The 18,357-nt window shown below is 38.7% G+C and carries 18 protein-coding genes and 1 tRNA gene; 4 read left to right on the top strand and 15 right to left on the bottom strand.

The features are described from left to right. Positions 1 to 186: 186 nt before the first annotated feature. Positions 187 to 705: a type VI secretion system contractile sheath domain-containing protein gene (locus DNJ75_RS10475; protein ID WP_117003411.1), complete on the bottom strand. Its 519-nt coding sequence runs from the start codon at positions 703 to 705 to the stop codon at positions 187 to 189. A 223-nt stretch (positions 706 to 928) separates the two neighbouring features. Between DNJ75_RS10475 and tssK the strand changes: the two genes are divergently transcribed. From tssK to DNJ75_RS10460, 3 genes are read left to right on the top strand one after another with little or no spacing between them, the layout of a single operon-like run. Then, a complete protein-coding gene (gene tssK / locus DNJ75_RS10470; protein ID WP_117003410.1) occupies positions 929 to 2,197 on the top strand; it encodes a type VI secretion system baseplate subunit TssK in 1,269 nt (422 codons plus the stop codon). Positions 2,198 to 2,206: 9 nt separating this feature from the next. After that, positions 2,207 to 3,616, top strand: coding sequence for a type VI secretion system baseplate subunit TssF/IglH (gene iglH / locus DNJ75_RS10465; protein WP_117003409.1), 1,410 nt, complete (start codon positions 2,207 to 2,209; stop codon positions 3,614 to 3,616). Then, positions 3,609 to 4,391 carry a hypothetical protein gene (locus DNJ75_RS10460; RefSeq protein WP_117003408.1) on the top strand — a complete coding sequence of 261 codons (783 nt, stop codon included), beginning with the start codon at positions 3,609 to 3,611 and terminating at the stop codon, positions 4,389 to 4,391. The genes iglH and DNJ75_RS10460 overlap by 8 nt, the downstream gene beginning before the upstream one ends. On the opposite strand, the gene DNJ75_RS10455 is transcribed toward DNJ75_RS10460, so the two are convergent. The 7 genes from DNJ75_RS10455 to DNJ75_RS10425 form a co-directional block, all read right to left on the bottom strand. Then, positions 4,363 to 5,103 (bottom strand): helix-turn-helix transcriptional regulator, encoded by a 741-nt coding sequence (locus DNJ75_RS10455; RefSeq protein WP_117003407.1) that lies wholly within the window; start codon positions 5,101 to 5,103, stop codon positions 4,363 to 4,365. The genes DNJ75_RS10460 and DNJ75_RS10455 overlap by 29 nt on opposite strands. A gap of 176 nt (positions 5,104 to 5,279) precedes the next feature. Beyond that, the gene (locus tag DNJ75_RS10450) at positions 5,280 to 6,716 is read right to left on the bottom strand and encodes a catalase (RefSeq protein ID WP_117003406.1); all 1,437 of its coding nucleotides are present in this window, start codon (positions 6,714 to 6,716) and stop codon (positions 5,280 to 5,282) included. Positions 6,717 to 6,828: 112 nt separating this feature from the next. Beyond that, positions 6,829 to 7,251, bottom strand: coding sequence for a hypothetical protein (locus DNJ75_RS10445; protein ID WP_117003405.1), 423 nt, complete (start codon positions 7,249 to 7,251; stop codon positions 6,829 to 6,831). 4 nt (positions 7,252 to 7,255) lie between these two features. Beyond that, positions 7,256 to 8,548, bottom strand: coding sequence for an MFS transporter (locus DNJ75_RS10440; RefSeq protein ID WP_117003404.1), 1,293 nt, complete (start codon positions 8,546 to 8,548; stop codon positions 7,256 to 7,258). A 1-nt stretch (position 8,549) separates the two neighbouring features. Continuing rightward, complete coding sequence (locus DNJ75_RS10435) at positions 8,550 to 9,566, bottom strand: succinylglutamate desuccinylase/aspartoacylase family protein (RefSeq protein WP_117003403.1); 1,017 nt, start codon at positions 9,564 to 9,566, stop codon at positions 8,550 to 8,552. Positions 9,567 to 9,755: 189 nt separating this feature from the next. Beyond that, positions 9,756 to 10,742 (bottom strand): glucosaminidase domain-containing protein, encoded by a 987-nt coding sequence (locus tag DNJ75_RS10430; RefSeq protein ID WP_117003402.1) that lies wholly within the window; start codon positions 10,740 to 10,742, stop codon positions 9,756 to 9,758. Positions 10,743 to 10,802: 60 nt separating this feature from the next. Continuing rightward, positions 10,803 to 12,032 (bottom strand): MFS transporter, encoded by a 1,230-nt coding sequence (locus DNJ75_RS10425; RefSeq protein ID WP_117003401.1) that lies wholly within the window; start codon positions 12,030 to 12,032, stop codon positions 10,803 to 10,805. A 273-nt stretch (positions 12,033 to 12,305) separates the two neighbouring features. Between DNJ75_RS10425 and DNJ75_RS10420 the strand changes: the two genes are divergently transcribed. Further along, a tRNA-Ser gene (locus DNJ75_RS10420) sits at positions 12,306 to 12,395 on the top strand. Positions 12,396 to 12,706: 311 nt separating this feature from the next. On the opposite strand, the gene DNJ75_RS10415 is transcribed toward DNJ75_RS10420, so the two are convergent. From DNJ75_RS10415 to DNJ75_RS10385, 7 genes are all read right to left on the bottom strand, one after another. After that, entirely contained in the window at positions 12,707 to 13,693 is a 987-nt protein-coding gene (locus DNJ75_RS10415) for a phage late control D family protein (RefSeq protein WP_117003400.1), read from the bottom strand. Beyond that, entirely contained in the window at positions 13,687 to 13,887 is a 201-nt protein-coding gene (locus DNJ75_RS10410) for a tail protein X (protein WP_117003399.1), read from the bottom strand. The genes DNJ75_RS10415 and DNJ75_RS10410 overlap by 7 nt, the downstream gene beginning before the upstream one ends. Beyond that, positions 13,880 to 14,302, bottom strand: coding sequence for a phage tail protein (locus DNJ75_RS10405; RefSeq protein WP_117003398.1), 423 nt, complete (start codon positions 14,300 to 14,302; stop codon positions 13,880 to 13,882). Before DNJ75_RS10405 ends, DNJ75_RS10410 begins: the two co-directional genes overlap by 8 nt. Beyond that, positions 14,303 to 16,225, bottom strand: coding sequence for a phage tail tape measure protein (locus DNJ75_RS10400; protein ID WP_117003397.1), 1,923 nt, complete (start codon positions 16,223 to 16,225; stop codon positions 14,303 to 14,305). It lies immediately after the preceding gene. 130 nt (positions 16,226 to 16,355) lie between these two features. Next, positions 16,356 to 16,622, bottom strand: coding sequence for a phage tail assembly protein (locus DNJ75_RS10395; protein WP_117003396.1), 267 nt, complete (start codon positions 16,620 to 16,622; stop codon positions 16,356 to 16,358). A 48-nt stretch (positions 16,623 to 16,670) separates the two neighbouring features. Continuing rightward, positions 16,671 to 17,168, bottom strand: a complete 498-nt coding sequence (locus tag DNJ75_RS10390; RefSeq protein WP_117003395.1) for a phage major tail tube protein — start codon at positions 17,166 to 17,168, stop codon at positions 16,671 to 16,673. A 28-nt stretch (positions 17,169 to 17,196) separates the two neighbouring features. After that, positions 17,197 to 18,342, bottom strand: coding sequence for a phage tail sheath subtilisin-like domain-containing protein (locus tag DNJ75_RS10385; RefSeq protein ID WP_117003394.1), 1,146 nt, complete (start codon positions 18,340 to 18,342; stop codon positions 17,197 to 17,199). Positions 18,343 to 18,357 lie beyond the last annotated feature (15 nt).

Here is an 18,357-nt window from a genome sequence, read left to right as displayed (position 1 = left end):
CCCAATCATGAGCAGTCTAAGATTTATAAAGCCTGTAATGCCCCAGCTATTCCACTAAAGCAGATCATTACAACGCTATAGCGCATCGATCACGTCTTCACAAAAAATCAAAAAATCAAAAAAAAAACACAAAAAATCTGTAGTGCCTTAACTCAACTTTGTGTATGGCTCAATGCCTTATGCTGTCTACGTTTCAGAAATTTTGCTTACCAAGTTGGGATAAGGCTCCCCACCATATTGATCATATTCATCACGATAAATGCGTTTGAATAAATTTGAACCAGTAAAATCAGCACTATTTAATTCAAAGTCATCTAATAGCTCTTCTTTGGTTAATTCCAAAAGACAAATTTCAATATCTTTTTCATCAGCTGCTTCGTGGAATATGTCACGTAATGATAACCAAATAGACTCTAGATATTTAAAATCTTTATTTTGAATAATCTCATTAATCTGAGCATCCACTAACTCATCAATTTTCAGCTTAATTCGAGACGTAACATCTTTGGAGAAAAAACTGCTTTTATCATCTGACATCACTAACGTTAAAGCCGTTAGAAATTCTTGTAACTCAGATTCTTCCGTGACATTTTTCTTATCAACGGGGACAACATCATTAAATTTTGTCGATGAAATTAGTTCAGAGATGTCACCGGTTACATTTAAATTAGCTGACTCTACTAATTGGATAATTTGATCACTCATATATTACTCCTGTCATTGGACTTGAGCACATTATGATTGCTTTTCACCCCAATCGTTACCGCATAAATACGGGCGTAGTTTGATTTATATCTATCAAAAATCACTCTCCCTACCGAGGGGGTCGATATAAAGCTAATCACAGATTTTACCGTACTCAAACGGTAAATAATCTTTAAGTAGTTGATTATTATTTATCTTATTAAACACTAAATCGGGTGATACTATGAATATTCACTGGCATAATGGCATGGTGCTCTCAGCACAGGCGTTTATCATTGATGATCAGATAAAAAAAGCAAATAGTAATTGCAATACTTTGTTGGCAACTGATTTGATCGAAAAAGATATCTTTATCTCTTTGGAGTATGATGAAAGCGCACTTACTTATAATCGTTTTGTTATTAATAACTTAACGCTTTTATCTAAAACAGGTGAGGTGATTACTCACGAAAATTTGAAACGATGTAATCCAGTTGATTGTTTTAGCTATAATTTAAGTTTACTCGATACAAAAGAAGAAAATATTAGTTTATATTTACATCTAACAAAAAAACAAAGTCTATTGCACGATACTGAACAGTTAGAAATCAACGGCTATCAGCTACTGCTTGATATAAAACCGACACATAATGAACTCCTGGGTATCAAGCTAGCTCATTTCAGATACAACCCCAATAGTTTAAAATGGGAAATTCAACAAAATTATATCCCTCCAGTTTTTTATTTAGATAATCTATTCATGAGCCCAACACGCTATGCCATGCAAAAGCTTTTAGAGAGTGTTCAAAACTTTATTAGCAAAGAGTTATCTGCTCTTGCAATCACTGAAAGCACGACAATTACAATGCTTAACTTTATTAAGCAGACATGCTTTTATTTAAGTTATGAACTCCAAAAATTACAGTTGAGGCAAATGAGAATACGTATATGTGATATTTACGAGCAGTTTTATCGTCTCTATGTACAAATTTCTTTTATTAAAGGTATCGAGAAACCGAAAAAACTTTACTTAGATTTCAATGACTATTATATGAGCTTTCAAAATTTATTTGATGCCATCGCTGAAATTTTCTCACTCAAGTTAAATCATAAATCGTTTATCAATAGTGAATTAACAAATATAGCTAACACGTATCAATTTGCACTTGATGAACGTGCCCAGCTTGCACGTGATGTCTTTTTAATTATCAAACGAAAAGATTTGTCAAAAACATTGGTACAAGATGATCTTTATCTTGCAAGTAAATCGCGTCTTGTTCATATGAAAAATCTTGCTGTCTCTGGTATTGCATTAACCCATTACAAGGGATCTCTTAATGAGCAACAGGTTGATTTAAGCGTCTGCCAAGTCTTCAAACTTGAACTAAATCATAATGAATGGCAACACTCCATTAATGAGAAGAGCCTATGGGTTGAAGTTAATCCTGCATTTGATGACTGCATTTTATATCTCTATCTTGATTTGGCTCAAGCTTATGTAGAGATGGCTTAGGAGATAATCATGAAACCTATTGAAAAAGCAATGGATAAATTGAATAAAGTTGAACCAGCAAAGCATTTAATTGAGTCTTTGCAAGATCTTCTCAATAATCACTTTGCAACCTTATCCCATAATTTTGAACAACAAGTTGCATTGGAACGAAATGCTTATTATCTTAAACAATATCCTTGGTTTTTTCGCCATACGCCTTTTATATACCTTTGTAAAATCAAAGCTAACAGCTCTAACTTTCCTAAGCATATCGACTTTTCCCAACGTTTTCATTTTAGTGATGGGTTAGACACTTGTGAGATGCGATCCTTAAATAATCAAGAGCTTCATCACTTTGAACTTTCTAAATGCCAGATTAAAGATCATAATCTCTGCCTTGACTTTCAAGCCTCCCACAACTGTGACCTGCCTCAAACACTGCACTTGAATCTAATTAATTCAAGTATCAATCCTATGTATATCATTTGGTTCTATCAACTGCTAAGCACCAAGAGTTTTTGCCATGTGAGTACAAAGGCTCACACCCCCATCAAAGTCAAGCATGAAAAAAGCGCTTTAGCATCTCTTAACTCATTTGAGAATTTAAGATTACGTTTAAATCACCCTGAAAAAACACAAGAGTTAAGTATTCCCATACCATTTAAGCAAACACAAACCAATCAATTTACCATTTATTTTGAGCTTGAGCCGGATGAAGCAAAGCTAATAGATCCTGATATTATTCAAACGCTTATTCATACTAATATTTTTAAACTTGGGGCTCTAAGTCCCAATAACTCAACTTCACTATCAATTGATATTGATAAAAGTAAATATCCTATTCATTTTGAAGACAGTCGGGTTCATTTGCAGTCATTACTCGAAGTTCACGACGAAGAATATAATGCAATTAATGATCGCTACTATTCACTCCATACTAGTGACTATAAAAACTTTTCGCTTTCTCTTGCACATGGTTATGTTGAGGATGTTTTGGACAGTCTTATTGAATCCCAGCAGCGTTGGATACTTTCAACTATCTGTTGCTATAATTATCAATTTAGAAAACAGCGACTATCACATATGCAAGTCAGCTTGCAAAACTATCACATTTCAACCATGAAAATCGATTATTTTAGTCATATTCCCTTTGAGTTTGCTGATCTAAATAAAGTTGAATTACTAGACACTTTACGCAAGAATCATAAGCAGTTGAATTACGGTGATATAAAAAATATATGCCGAATATTCAAACTCACCAGTTGCCATGACTACTTTATCAATTATATTTCGCAACTTGATCAATTTAATCCAAAAGGTATATGGGAGCCCTTAAAAATCTACGATAAAGCAGATATGCAACAATCATTGCATCAATATTTTTCACGCCATCTTCAACGTTTTATTAAACTAAACCAGGTGCTTGTACAACATGATTAACCAAGATCAACAAAATCAGAAAATTGCAAGAATCAGGCGGTTAATACCTAAAATGTCCCCTGAACTATTGATGTCTGCACTTTATTTGATTGGTATCAAAAAAGAAAACATTGTATTTTGTCGTGAATCAAAAGCTTTATCTATTCACCCTGGCTTCACTAAAATAGAATGGCTAAACGATAAAGTCTATATTTATGCTAATCTGGCAACTATTGATAGACGGCTATATGACTATTGTACCCAACTCACCCACCTAGCACCCACCCAAACACAACGTATCAATCAATTGATTGATGATTTTCTTCGGGCTCATTTTCTTGGTGTGTTTCCCTGCTTAAACCCTTCAGTTAATACAACAATTGAACAACTTTTCTTAAACAGGCTATCGCAATCACCTTCAAAAATACTTATCGAAACACATATCAAACGTGTTATAGATTTTCCATCTAAAGTAAACATAAGTTATGGTATTCAGCCACAGTCAACAACACCAAATCATTTGCTTGGTAGAATAACAGCAAATGCCCAAAACTTTGATGTTATTCCTGTTATATGTGTTGCTATTTCAATCAACACAGGATCCTCTATAGCAAAAGTACAGCAGCAACAACAAAGGCTTCACAATAAATTAAAACAAATATTAAAGTCATATCAGCTTAAGCTTGAGATCTCTCATCCACAAGAAATCACCTACTTAAGAAACAAAAAATTAGGTCAAGATAGTTTACTTGAATCTAAATACTCAATTATGCGGACAGAAGGTATCTCCGATTAAAGGTTTTAATCTTATAATATAGTTCATACTTGTTATTGCATGAAAATTTCACTTTAAGTCGCTCAATATAATCATCAACCGTTCTTTTTGAAATTTCAAGCTGCTGAGCAATATCACTAGAACGTATAATATTGTCATAAATCATCTGAAAGCACTTTCTCTCCAAAGAAGTTAAAGGAATTATTTCCGCTGACTCCTTTGTATCTCTTTGCTGTACTTTGTCTGCGTAAAATAATGTGCCACTTTCTAGTTTGTTAAACTGACTATGAAACAGACTTAATTTGGGCTTAATATTATTTTTATTTATGTCGACAATAGAGTTGACGATAGTATTTTGCAGGTAAACCTTATTATTTAACAAATGATATCCAAACCATTTACTATCAACCCCAACACATAGAATAACAATATTATCAACATCCATGTGAGTTATGATAAAAAGCATATCTAAATTATTTTCGATCGAACTTCCTCGTGCAAAATGACAGTCTGAATAAAAGAACTGATCTGGTAGATTGGTTACTTGATCATAATTTAAAAACAGTGAGGTTAACTCTTTGTATTCTGTTTGAGCGGCTAATTTTATATTTAACTCTTTAATGCAATGAAAGGCTGTTTTTGCTTTAGTGACATGTATCAATGCCATGCCCATTGTATGATGATTTTTTGCTATATTTGTTAACTCTGGTGAAAGCAAACTTTTAATATCCATAATATACCCTTAAAAAATATTCCCGAACACATTATGTATAATATCCACTCTAAGCACTTCCACGCATGGGGGAGGGATACCCAAAGATAATTAATTATAAGATCAGCTTTATTGAATAACACCACACCACATTCTTGCCCTTCTATGATTACGATTAAGATTTATATTTTGATACTTTATTGCTGCATGAGCGCTGCCTTTACATACTTCTTATATTCCGGATGTGCTTGGTTAAATTGCTCAAGCATGATGGCTTGCACTTCCTTTGTCGCATGCACCAACCCGCCGGCAATATTATGTGCTAGCTGCTCTTTTTGTGATTCATTCATTAACTGAAACAAATCCCCCGCTTGTGAGTAGTTATCCTCAGCTTGTGCATCATAATAATCAATATCACCAGATTGTCTTAATGGTGGTTCTTGATATTGAGGCGCTTCAGTTGGTGCGCTGGTTTGTTGGTTAGGATAAAAGTTCACGTCACTATTTTGCGAGATATCCAAGCCAGTGCCTGCCATCGCACCATCACGTTGATAATTATGCATTGGACATTTTGGCGCGTTAACGGGTAGATGATGCGCGTTAACACCAACTCGATATCGATGTGCATCTTGATAGGCTAGTAGTCTTGCTTGCAACATTTTATCAGGAGAGGCACCCGTACCAGGTACGAGATTACTTGGCGCAAATGTTGATTGCTCAACTTCAGCAAAATAATTATCAACATTACGATTTAACTCAAGCACACCGATCTTTTGCAATGGGAAATCAGCATGTGGCCAAACTTTGGTTAAATCAAATGGATTAATATGATAATTTTGCGCCTCTTGTTCCGTCATTACCTGAATTTTGACATCCCACTTTGGAAAATCACCCTTGGCAATAGTATCAAAAAGATCTTTTTGCGCACCAAATCCAGACATTTTAGCTGCTTCTTCATCGGTTAGATTCTCTATACCTTGCTGGGTTTTAAAATGCCATTTAACCCAAAAACGTTCACCTTTAGCATTATACAAACTTAAGGTATGTGAGCCAAACATATGCATATGGCGATAGCTCTTAGGAATACCACGATCAGACATTAAAATCGTCATTTGATGTAACGATTGTGGATTCTTGGACCAAAACTCATACATCGCTGCAGGGTCTGGTAAGTTGGTTTGCGGGTTTTTCTTTTGTGAATGGATAAAATCTGGAAATTTACTCGGATCCCTTAGGAAAAATACCGGCGTATTATTGCCGACGATATCGTAATTACCTTGCTTGGTGTAAAACTTAATTGCGGTACCTCTTGGATCACGCGCATAATCACTTGAGTCCTGACCGCCTCCTACCGTTGAGAAGCGAATAAACACATCTGTTTTTTTACCCTTGCCCTGTAAAAAATCAGCAATGCTTAAATGTGATAAATCTTCTTCCAAAGTAAATACACCATAGGCACCAGAGCCACGCGCATGTACGACACGCTCAGGAATACGCTCACGATTAAAATGCGCAAGCTTCTCAAATAACCTGAAATTATCAAAGGTTAACGAGCCACGCTCACCAGCACTAATACTGGTATTATCATTAGGAACCGGTGCGCCATTATTGGTTGTTAAATGTTTCTTGTCCATCTTGAACTCTCCTTATTGTGGTTATGCAACTTGTTGAAAATTTTTATACTTCCAATCTTATCTTCACCTCATTCTCATGAAAAATATATTATATTTTTATTTTCAATATATTTTACTTATTATTATGCAGTACTAAAAACCTAATCAACTGATAACGCTCCTTGCCACTTTTAAACCGATCCTTAAATAACCACAGCTTTAAACGCTTCTCCTGTGCACATTGGCATTCTAAATATAGCGTGCCTGCGATCATAATGCTACGGCGCACTGTTACATTATTATGCCACTGAGCGCCGTAGTGCAGATTAATTTTACGCGTATGCGCAGTTTCAACTAAAATAATTTCGTTTAATTTCCTACTCGATAAGTAATGTAATAACATGCCAATAAAGGTAATAACCCATAGTATAAAAGCGCTATAAAAAAGCGCTGCATGTAAGAGCTCAAAAATAATAAAAAGACAAAAACTAAATAATAAGATGATGACGATAAGCTGGATGAAAGATCGTTTTAATGCCACTTTCACCGTCGTCATTGATTTACTCTACTGTTTTCAATGTGGTTACAGTCAACTTGGTGGTTTCTTTGGTTGACTTACAAAACGTCTCTTTAATCAAGAAAATACTAATTAATACACCAATAGCTATCACGGCAATAATTAATAAAAAGCCATGCTGATAATTAACAACACTTAAAGCCTGTCCTTTTGACAAATAGGCAAGCACTCCACCGATCAAAGGCGCCATCAAAGAGGTTACAAGCATAATCATAGCATTATTAAGACCCAAGCCTGCTGCTAGATAGTTGTTGTTGCATTGCTCCGCCATAATCGCAAAGCCAATACTCTGACCACTGGCGCCAATACCAAGACCAAAAAAGGCAATACTAATGACGATAATATTGACCGGAAAATAGGTAATGCATAAAACCGACAACACACAAACAACTGCGGCAAACACCATCATGCGTTTACGCTTACTGGTGCGATCTGAGATAAAGCCCAAAAATGGGCAGCCAATGGCATAACCTAACCATGATAGCGTTAACATATAAGATGACACACCCGAGCTAAAGCCATGCAACATCAAGAATGCTTTACCACTATTTTCAGAGAAATATTCTATGGCGAAATACACACATGCTGAATAACAGGCAATATACCAAACCTGACGTTGACGCATCAGCTGCCAAAGATTGACTTGCAATCGCTCTTGGCGCTTTAAAATACGAAAGCTTCCCGTGTAATCCGTATTATTGCGAACGATGAGAAGCACAATAATCGCAATCACAATACCAATTGCACCTAACGCATAAAAAATATAACGCCATGGCAACTCTGAGTGTGATGATAAGCTATTTAAAGGACCTGCTGCCAACATCGGTCCCATCGTACCTATGAATTGCGATAAGCCAATAAACAATGCAATATGTTTGCGTGGCATCCAGTCATATACAGCCACTAACAAGCAGATAAAGCCGAAAGATGAACCAAGCCCCATTAATACTCTAAAAACAAAAGCACTATCAAAGCCAAAGCTCATGCCAAAACCAGTAACTGCCAACGCACAGAAAAATACAGCTACGAATAATGCCTTTTTTAAGCCTAAGCGATCGGTAATAATACCTACTGGAATTTGCATAATGCCATAAACCAGCTGGTAAGCGGTTGAGCTTAGAATGGCAAATGTCACAAGATTTAAATTAAGATCTTGAATAATAGGATGCTCAAATGTGCCCAAAATCGTTCTAAGTAAAAACTCATACATGAAGAATAATGCACACACCAACCAAATGATCGTGCCGATAAAACTCATTTTTTGATTTTGACTCATATTATTCGTCAACCTCAGGTTTATTCTCTTCCCATTCCTCTAGAATTTCCTCAGCCTTTTGGTTATCAATAAAAGATGCCACCTTAAAGATAGAAACGCCCTCTTGAATCAATGGTGAGCGATTAATCCCTACAATCACCCCATCAAGATCTGATTTAATTACTGTTGCATTCTCATTGCTAAATGGATCCGTCAGGCGCCCAATTTTATCACCTTTCTTGATCGACTCACCCAATGCCACTTCACTATGCAAGACACCGGATGATGATGAAATAAGCCAATCATCATCCTTTGAGAATACAGGTGTCACACTATCATCGATCTCACCACTGAGCATCCCAAGTTTGCACATCACATTTTTAATACCATCTAAACCAACCTGAATAGCCGTTTGGTCAAAACGTTGCGCCTCGCCTGCTTCATACACTAACAAAGGAATATTCAAACTCTCTGCAGTGACACGAATACCGCTTTGCTTAGTCTCAACCTCAGTAATCACTGGCGCTTGGAATGCTTTGGCTAATTTCTTCGCCTCGACATTATCAAAGCTGCAATACACTTGTGGCAAAATCTCATGGTTTAGCGAGCCCGTATTTAACTCAATACAGCAATCGATCTGTGTCAATATTTCTTTGGTAAAGATATGTGCAATACGCTCACCAAAACTGCCATGCTCATCGCCTGGAAAACAAGCACTTAGTCTCACACCACTTGGCGTTGGCTTGGGGAAATGTGACAAACCATAAACATTTAAAACTGGGATAGCGATCAATGTCCCCTGCAGCTCATCGGCAGAGATATCGTCATATAACTGATTAGCGATTTCCAAGCCATTAAATTCATTACCATCGACCATTGCAAAGACTAAGAGTTTACGTCCACTTTGTTTGCCATTGATTACTTTGATTGGCATATACATTGGTGAGCATGAATATTGCTCAGGCAAGGGCAATGCCAATGTCGCTTTCTCACCAGGGTGAACACTGGCATCACAAATTTTAAAACTACTATTTTTCATTTTTTATTACTGACCTTGTTTGTTTTATTTTAATTTCAACAGCAACTGAAATCCTATAAAAGACCTTAAATATCACATAATTGAAATCATTGAAAATCATGTAGAAAGAGTATAGCCATTATTGACATAAGCTAAACAGTAAAACACATAAATTTTTACTTTTTTAATATAAAAAGAGCATTAAAGTACCTAGATTTTTTCACATAGACCATCATATTGCCCAAGATCATTATGACGCATAACGGTCTTTAGAATCGTCGCATATTCGTCACCTTTCAAGCCTGAATAAGACTGCAAATAATCTGCCAAATCATAACCATTTAACATAATTAACTGCGCTCGTTGCTCTCTGAACTCAGCATAGGGCGCCAAAGTATTAAGCACTCGATAATAATCTGCAATGCCAGCACTTACATCCGTAAATTTACTGACTTCATCAATCACTCCTGGTGTTGGGTATTTAGGCGCGATACCACAACCTTGTGAGAAACAATGTAAGCCGAAATAATTCTTACCATGCACCGCAAAACGCGAACCACCCCAATTACTCTCAACAATTGCCTGTGCCAAAGTCAAGCTTTCAGGAATAACATTCACTCTTAACAACAGATGATTAATCAAACTGCTAGCGTTTTTTGCATAAGCTTGAAGCGCATAAACATCTGCCAACTTGCGCAAACGTACTTTATCTTGACGAGTAATACTAGGCTTTGATTCTAATGCTAATAAAAAGTCTCGATCTTTGAGAATCTGTCGGTTGATCGGACACATCTTAGTAAGCATCGTATTAATAAATGCTTGCTTTGGCAGTCGCAGCGCTTGTGAAATAGATAAGTCATTATCCTCAAGGTTATTCATCTGCACAATGCAGCCAGATGAAACACCAATACGATGAGCAATCCTATCAATCGCATCACCCTTTAATACCAAATACTTATAAGCACTATCATAACTACAACTTGGTGGCAAATTCAGCGTTGTTAAAACGTCATGCTTATTAGTATCTATATTTCTTTCAGCATGTATTTGCTGTTTTTGCGTTTTTTGCTCTTTTTGCGCCACTGAATAACTTGATGAATCTGGCATATTATTTACTGTTGTGCACGCGCTTAAAAGCACGACCATAAATATAATGCTGTTACTTTTAATACTTCTAATACTATTTATTCTTGCCATCTCTTTTCTCTTTACATGCTATGCGGACATTTTACCGCTTAGAGTATAGTCGCCTTAGACTTATTCCGCTTTTATTTCTGTGCGTTTTGGCTCTTTTATCAGGAAAACCAATAGCAATGAAATGCTAATACATATTGGAATAACGATATAAGCACCACGAAAACTTAATGATTGCTCAAGCATGCCAAAGCCAATCTGTGCTAAGGCACCGCCGCCCATAATAATTAAAGAGCCCAATGAAGTTGCTGAGGCAGCAATCTCTGTTGGGTTTGACTCAGCAATAACAGGATAACCAATATTTTGCGCTGCAGTTAACGCACCGATAAAAAAGAAGATTACAATCAGTGCATGATAGCTAAGATTTGCATTAAGCAATAACAAAGTCACCACCAATGAGAGGCTCGCCCCCAACAACATAAAAGGCTTGCGTGAGCGATAATAGTCTGAAAGCTTGTTCCATAAAGGTCCACCAATCATATAACCAATACTGATGATCCCCGCAATCATCGCCGCATCTTGTGCGCTTATGCTAAAGCTATGCCTTAAAAACGCCTGCCCAAAACTAAATTCTAGAATCATCACAGGGAAATTCATCAATGAAATATAAAGTGCCGCTAGCCAGTTTTGTTTTTTGTTCACCACATAACGTAAATTTTTAAACGCACGCCAAATTGACTGTTGCGCTTCATTATTTTGCTCATTTTGCTCATTTCTCTGTGGTTTCTTTTGAATCAGCAGTAATGCCAAGACAATAATCACGAGCCCCATAACAATATTAGTGATTTGCACGACCTGACCAGAGCCAGAATATACCAACAGCGCATGCCCACCGGCATTTCCTAAGTAACTTCCTAAAAAGGCAATCGTAATCGCCATACTGATGGGGAACCCGACTCGTCCATGCTCAAACCAGCTCGTTGCCACACGCACACATGATAATAAGGTAAAAGCACCGCCAAATCCGACTAATAGCATACAGGCGTAAGCAATAAACTGATTACTGACAAATGTCATGATTGCCACACTAATCAACATTACAATAAGTGCCGACACAATTACTCTTTTGCTATTATAACGATCCAAAATTACGCCTGCTGGAATAAACATCAGTACATTACCAATCAAGTACATCGACGTAAATAAACCATATGAACCGATTTGGTAACGCGCAATATAATAGTCAATTAGCGTGTTATTAAGTGATAACTGAATAAACCAATAAAAAAAGAAAAGTGCTGCGGCAAACATCGAAAGCCACGCACGTAATGAGTAGTTTGTATTTTTATGCATTTTAAGATGCGAGATAAAATTAATTTGCGCCGACTTTACCGTGATATTTTAAGATGTCAAGCGCCTTGCTTTCTAGGATCGACTTTGCTAGGATGCACATGCTTTTATACAGTATTAGCTTAATGAAGTTTCTGTAAGGGGTGTCCGAGTTAGACCCTCGAGCTGCGAGCTAATGAGCGCCTATAGCAGGAGCGAAAGGCTGGGTTACTTAACAAGATCACGATGATCGAGTTTAGTAACAAATCAACCACGAGTTGAACAAGTTAATTTTCTGGAGGGGTGTCCGAGTGGTTGAAGGAGCACGCCTGGAAAGCGTGTATACGTTAACGCGTATCGAGAGTTCGAATCTCTTCCCCTCCGCCAGAATCAATTATTTTCAGCATTACTCAAACCCATATATATCAACACATACAACACCATTTAAAGGATAAAATAAATTTTACGATACCGTCAAAAATACCGTCAAATATTTAAGCGTAGAATGATGCCGACACGTCTGACAGCACCATAGTGATGCTTGCACGGGAACAAAATGCAAAATCAATGCAAGCGTTGACAGTTTGCAGCAAAACCAACAGCGAGTTTGTGTAAATATTTTGTTTTTGCTTACACAATCTTTTTGACTTCTAAGCTAACTTGTTTATTTTTTGGTACCGACATCAATGTCGGTAGCATCACTCTATTGCTGATTGTAGCGTCAATTGCGCGCTGGTTTGATAGCCCTGCTTGCTTAACGAGTGCGTTGCCGTTTTGACATACCATTCCTGTGGAATATCCTCACGTAATCCTTTAATTTCAATTGGAACACCCGCAATAATCGCTGGATTGCCCACCGTGGTGATATTAATCGAATCGGTATCAAGTGAATAACCATCTAATACCTTCTTAGCCATCGCCTTTGCCGCTGTCTCGTTTTCGTAGGTGTAGGATAATAAAAATTCAGGTTGCCCATTACCCATTGTGATTTTTTTGGTTTCAGCAGTATCAACATCATGATATTTAGCAGTGACACTTCTGAACTTGGCTTCTTTTTTGCTGCTATAGCTTAGCTGTGAAATCTCTTTTAAATCCAAGGTGACGGTTGGCATATCTTCATTGTTGGCATTCTTACCCTTGGCATCTAAAACAACGAGTTTGGTATGCGTTGGTTTTAAGGTGCCGCCGTATTGTCTGACCACCCGATACAAAAAGCCGATATTGCCCTCATCGGTTTGGTCGATGTGCTCAATAGTAATTTTGCCTATTTCTGGTGTAACTGAGGATTCTAAGCCATGCTCTTTGGCAATCTGCTCAACTAAACCTTGCACGGTGGTGTTATCAAATGAGCGCGTTTGTTGCGTTTGCATGGCTTTATATGTATTGGATGCAGCAAAGGGCACGCTGTTGGCATTTAAGCTTAAGACACTCGGTGGATAGCTGTAGCTCATCGTATCAACAAAGAAAAAACCAAAATCATGCAAATTATCTTTATAGCCCAAATGCACGTTAAGCTTGGCACTTGATTCAGGAAACTTTAACGAGTCAGTGTAATCAGCTAATCGCAGGCTTAAGCCATCCGCATGGTCGCCTGTTGTGTCAGTTATCGTTAGACTCACCAGTGCCGCCTTTATCTTCTCAGTAATATCTTTATTATCGGCTAAGATTTGATAATCAATTACCATAACGTCACCTTACGCTTTGCCGTTGGTTTTTCAATCTCAGGTAATTCAATACTGATGCCTGCAGGCAAAACAGCGCCAAGCTTCGCAAGCTCACGATTTGCCTCAAGCACTTTGCTTGTAATCTCTGTCGTGCCGTAGTATTGATAGCAGATATAATCGAGCATATCGCCGTTTTTGGTGATGTATTTAGCCATTTCCGGCTCCTTTGACATACGCCTTTGCCTGATCAATTGCACTGGACTCTGGATAACGTGCCAGACTGACACTATAACTTGTGTTACTGTTATTGGTATCCTCCTGCTGAATATTGGTTATTGCCCACTTGCCATAGATAAAGCCATCTAAATCAAACAAGAACTTGCTTTCCTGACTTGCTGCCAACTCACGCAATGCCATTAAGGCACCTTTTGCTCCAAAGTTATCATGCGGGAAAGTCACACCCGATATAGTCATCGTCTCCGACTGGTCACCCGTGTTTTGTAATGCAGGGCTGTTATTAACCCGCTCTTGTGTTGCCCAGTTGCTTGAGTAGCTTTTGCTTATTTTGTTATAGGTTGCCGTGTTGACGCTAAATGGTAAAGCGCCCAACACCAATGGAATAAATGCCATCTACACACCTCCTAGATTAAAATCATACAATGCTTTTTGTGTTGCCTGTTCTATACCTTGCATCAAGGTGTTTTTATCGCCATTGCCTTGCACAGTGACTTGATTGGTAATGGTGACATTATTGGTTCTATTATGGTTATTGGTTTGTTGATTGGCAGTTTGAACCTGCTGCTTTAACTGTCTGAAATCCTCAATCTTTAAAGGCTTATGCTTATTCCAATCAATTTTATTTTCAGCATCTGGGTCAAAGTTTGACTCTTTTATACTAACAAGTGATTTTTTACTTGAGATTTCCTTGGTTTTATTACCTTTATCCTCCTTTTCACTTCCACCGAATCCAAAAAATTTAGCCACTGAAGTAGCTTTTTCGGCAACCCATTTAATCATTTTAACCTGTGGCTCGAATAACTTTGCAATAAAATCAATCGCACTGTTGAATATGCTTTTGATGCCATCCCATAATTCGGCAAAGAAATCCTTTATCGGCTCCCAATATTTATAGATCAGTAGCGCTGCTGTAGCAATGCCTGTAATTGCCAAACCAATAGGATTGGTTAAAAATAACTTACTCACAAGCTTAAAGGTCATGCCAAGCCCTTTAATGACTGAGCCAAGATTAACTATTTTATTAACCAGACTAAACGCAATAGTACCACCGACTATTTTGAACGCATTATCTAGTCCAATCGTTGATTGGATAAAACTGCCTATTGTCTTAATACCACTGAAAACTGAGCTTATCATACTGCTAAAGCTTTTAACCCACTCACCAATTTGCCCACGATTTTCCGCAATCCAATCCGTGAGTTTACTAAACATTTCTGTCAGTTTTGGCATTAGCTCATTGCCGATTGAAAACCACATGCCTTTGATACTGGTTGTCATATTTAAATAAGCATCGCGATTCGCCTCAGCTGCGCGCAGTGACTTTTCATTAAGAACATAACCGACGCGATTGGCTTCTGCTCCCATCTCTTTTAAACCTTTGGAGCCATCTCTGAGCATGTTAACCATACCTGCACCCTCGCGTCCAAAGATGCGAGTTGCCATGCGTAAGCGCTCTTGATTATTCGTCACCCCTTTCATGCGATCAGCAATTAAACCAAGTGCTTGATCGGGCTTTAAGGATTTAAGCTCATCAGCACTTAACCCCAGTTGATTCAGTGCATCTTTTGCCTCACCTGTGCCTTGGGCTGCATCAACAACATTCTTCTGCATAAACTCGAGTGATTTATCTAGTTTATCTGTCGATAACCCAGCACGCTCAGCGGCATAGCGCATTTCTTGTAATGAGGTGGTACTAACGTTTAACTTGTCCGCTGTTTTGGCAACATTGTCGCCATGCTCGGCAAAGCTATTAACCGATTTCATCGCAGCCGCACCCATCGCCCCAATCGCAGCTGTCGCACCAAGGGCTGCATATTTTAACTTGCTTACGCCACTGCCCAAGGTCGACAGTGTTTTGCCTTTTAACTTGGCATGCTTTTGTGTTTTCTCCAGTTGCATTTGCAGGCGTTTTTCTTCGCTTGTGAGATTTGCCGTATCAATGCCTGCTTTTTTAAGACTGGTGCCTAAATTCTGCAAACCTTTGCGCTGCTCGCTTAATTTAGCATTGGTTTTATTAACCTGTTGCTGCTTCTTGGAAATCTTGGCAGAGAGTGTAGCATCTTGCCCACCTGCGGCATTGTAGGCACGCTGTAAAGCTTTAAGCTCGGCAACTTGTGTTTTATAAGCAGTATTGGTTTTCGCAATCGCCGCTTGATCAGCTTGCAGCTTACCGATAAGCGCCTTATTGTCTTTTAAGGCTTTCTCTTTTCTGCCAAGCATGCCTAAGCTTTTAGCTGCATCATCAGTTGCCCTGCTAAAGCTTGGGTTAATGCTACCACCTAACTCAAGGCTAACCTTTTTATTCCAATTGCTCATTTTTACTTATCTAACCCGCTTTTTGCTTTTATCCAATCCACTGCATACTGGTAATAACTGATTAACTCAGACAGTGGCAGTTTGTCTAGCTCACTGATCTGCCAACCGGTTTGTGTTGCCACAACAAAGATTAATTCGTTATAGGCTTTGGGTCATAGTCAGCGTCCGTAATCTCACTTAATCCCTGCTGCAACTTGGCACTGTCTGCCATCACTACATCATCAAGTGAGGCAATGGATATACCCGTTAGCCGACTGATTAACATATCTTCTTTGGCAATATCATTATCGATATTCGCCACTGCCTTTAAATCGCCGCGCGTCGGCTCACGAAAGTGGATAACATTCGTTTGCTCACCACTGGTCAGTTTGACTTTATTTCTCAACGTAACTTTCATGTTTTTGTCCTTGTTGTTCACATCTTGCTTTTTAATTTTTTTAATTTCTTAATTTGAAATATTGGCTAATACGCCTTCAAGCTGATTCGTACCATTTAAACTACGTACGTTATTAATCGGGTCGATTTCCACCAAGTCCTCACCATCAGCATTAAAGCGGTAATAACTGACAGACAAGGTGAGCGAGGTTTCTCCCGTTGACTCGGCATTAATCGTGCCATTGTCATAACTGGTCACCAACCCGCGCATCTCAACAGTGAGTTTCTTTTCGGTGCCATCTTTGTTGCGTAAGCTGCCACGAATAATCAGCGGCGCTTCTTTATTACCAATGACTTTAATGGGGTCGGTTTGTAAGCCTTTGAACTTAATCACCGACTCCATCGCTTCCATTTTACCCGTATCAACTTTAACCGTTCCAGACATGCCTGCGGCTGTCCACTCTTCGGTCTTAATTGCAAGATTAGGTAACTGCACCTCACTAGCCGTGCCTAAGTAGGCAATGCCATCCAGATACACACCAAAGTTAATTAAAATATTGTTAAACATAATGCTAAGCTCCTACTGTGCTGATTGATTAAAATATTTCGCTGATATAGTCATTCACTAGATGACTATTAAACGTGATATGTTGGCTTGGATAAACAGGGGTGAAATCAAAGCTAAACGTAATATGACCGTTTGCAATCTCATTCTCACTGTTTAACTCGGGATCAGCCCAGCATTTGCCACCCAAGATGCGACCCTGCGCGACAAGCGAGCGCAAAAAGCCGTTAACACTCATCACAATGTCATCAACAAAGGTCTTGCTAATCCCGCGATCCACTGCCCAGTTATGCGCATAGAGCAATGATTCGTTTAACATGTCCGCCGTTCTGCGCACACTTAAAAACTGCCACTTGGGATCATTTGAGCAGGTTAAATTACCCCACAGCCTAAAACCACTTTGATTAATGATCGTCGATATCTTGTTTTCGTTTAAGTAATTCGCACGACACTCACCATTTAACTCGAAATCAATCGGACGTTCCGTACCTGTTACACCATAAATCTCGTGATTCGATGGTGAGTAGTGCCAACCGTATGTCTTATCAATGCGTGCCATTAACCCCGCAACACGTGGCGAGGCGGGCTTAGCCACCTCGACACCATTGGCTAGCACCATCACCCGTGGATCGATGACATAAACACGCGCCGAACCAAAGTTTTTCTGGTAGGCAATTGCAGCAGTATCTGTGGTGCTTGGGGCTTCGGCAATAATCACTGCCTTTAAGCGCTCAGCAATCCCCATTAATTCCTGCACAATACCCACTTCATTACTAAACTGTGGCGCGATTAAAATGCGTGGCGTTAACCCCAACTTTGATCCCGCATCTAAAAACGCCTGCACCCCAGTGCGTGCGCCTGTCGTTGCATCAATACCGCCTTGAACATTAGTAAGCATTTGTGCGTTGTCATCTGAATGCTCAACACGCACGACGATCACCATTGCCCCGATTTGGTCAAAGATGCCATCAATTGCATCTGGCAATGTACCATTACTGCCAAGCTTTGCCGCCTCTGTCCGGTTGCCTGCAATCAACACTGGCACGTTTAACGGAAATGCGGTACTATCAGCATCTGGTGCCGTACCAATTAAACCGATAACACTCGATTTAACCGTTTGAATCGGGCGCGCACCGCCATCAATCTCAACAACTTCAACCCCATGGTAAAAACTCATAACTCCCCCTTTTAC

Source organism: Cysteiniphilum litorale, from assembly GCF_003428165.1.
Lineage (GTDB): Bacteria > Pseudomonadota > Gammaproteobacteria > Francisellales > Francisellaceae > Caedibacter > Caedibacter litoralis.
The sequence above is the reverse complement of the archived record's forward strand: the minus strand, read 5'-3'. Positions and strand labels throughout refer to the sequence as shown.

What these genes read in the sequence shown, in the direction of transcription:
- DNJ75_RS10475 (WP_117003411.1), bottom strand. Translation starts at nt 705, where the DNA reads ATGAGTGATCAAATTATCCAATTAGTAGAGTCAGCTAATTTAAATGTA.
- tssK (WP_117003410.1), top strand. Translation starts at nt 929, where the DNA reads ATGAATATTCACTGGCATAATGGCATGGTGCTCTCAGCACAGGCGTTT.
- iglH (WP_117003409.1), top strand. Translation starts at nt 2,207, where the DNA reads ATGAAACCTATTGAAAAAGCAATGGATAAATTGAATAAAGTTGAACCA.
- DNJ75_RS10460 (WP_117003408.1), top strand. Translation starts at nt 3,609, where the DNA reads ATGATTAACCAAGATCAACAAAATCAGAAAATTGCAAGAATCAGGCGG.
- DNJ75_RS10455 (WP_117003407.1), bottom strand. Translation starts at nt 5,103, where the DNA reads ATGGATATTAAAAGTTTGCTTTCACCAGAGTTAACAAATATAGCAAAA.
- DNJ75_RS10450 (WP_117003406.1), bottom strand. Translation starts at nt 6,716, where the DNA reads ATGGACAAGAAACATTTAACAACCAATAATGGCGCACCGGTTCCTAAT.
- DNJ75_RS10445 (WP_117003405.1), bottom strand. Translation starts at nt 7,251, where the DNA reads ATGACGACGGTGAAAGTGGCATTAAAACGATCTTTCATCCAGCTTATC.
- DNJ75_RS10440 (WP_117003404.1), bottom strand. Translation starts at nt 8,548, where the DNA reads ATGAGTCAAAATCAAAAAATGAGTTTTATCGGCACGATCATTTGGTTG.
- DNJ75_RS10435 (WP_117003403.1), bottom strand. Translation starts at nt 9,566, where the DNA reads ATGAAAAATAGTAGTTTTAAAATTTGTGATGCCAGTGTTCACCCTGGT.
- DNJ75_RS10430 (WP_117003402.1), bottom strand. Translation starts at nt 10,742, where the DNA reads ATGGCAAGAATAAATAGTATTAGAAGTATTAAAAGTAACAGCATTATA.
- DNJ75_RS10425 (WP_117003401.1), bottom strand. Translation starts at nt 12,032, where the DNA reads ATGCATAAAAATACAAACTACTCATTACGTGCGTGGCTTTCGATGTTT.
- DNJ75_RS10415 (WP_117003400.1), bottom strand. Translation starts at nt 13,693, where the DNA reads ATGGTAATTGATTATCAAATCTTAGCCGATAATAAAGATATTACTGAG.
- DNJ75_RS10410 (WP_117003399.1), bottom strand. Translation starts at nt 13,887, where the DNA reads ATGGCTAAATACATCACCAAAAACGGCGATATGCTCGATTATATCTGC.
- DNJ75_RS10405 (WP_117003398.1), bottom strand. Translation starts at nt 14,302, where the DNA reads ATGGCATTTATTCCATTGGTGTTGGGCGCTTTACCATTTAGCGTCAAC.
- DNJ75_RS10400 (WP_117003397.1), bottom strand. Translation starts at nt 16,225, where the DNA reads ATGAGCAATTGGAATAAAAAGGTTAGCCTTGAGTTAGGTGGTAGCATT.
- DNJ75_RS10395 (WP_117003396.1), bottom strand. Translation starts at nt 16,622, where the DNA reads ATGAAAGTTACGTTGAGAAATAAAGTCAAACTGACCAGTGGTGAGCAA.
- DNJ75_RS10390 (WP_117003395.1), bottom strand. Translation starts at nt 17,168, where the DNA reads ATGTTTAACAATATTTTAATTAACTTTGGTGTGTATCTGGATGGCATT.
- DNJ75_RS10385 (WP_117003394.1), bottom strand. Translation starts at nt 18,342, where the DNA reads ATGAGTTTTTACCATGGGGTTGAAGTTGTTGAGATTGATGGCGGTGCG.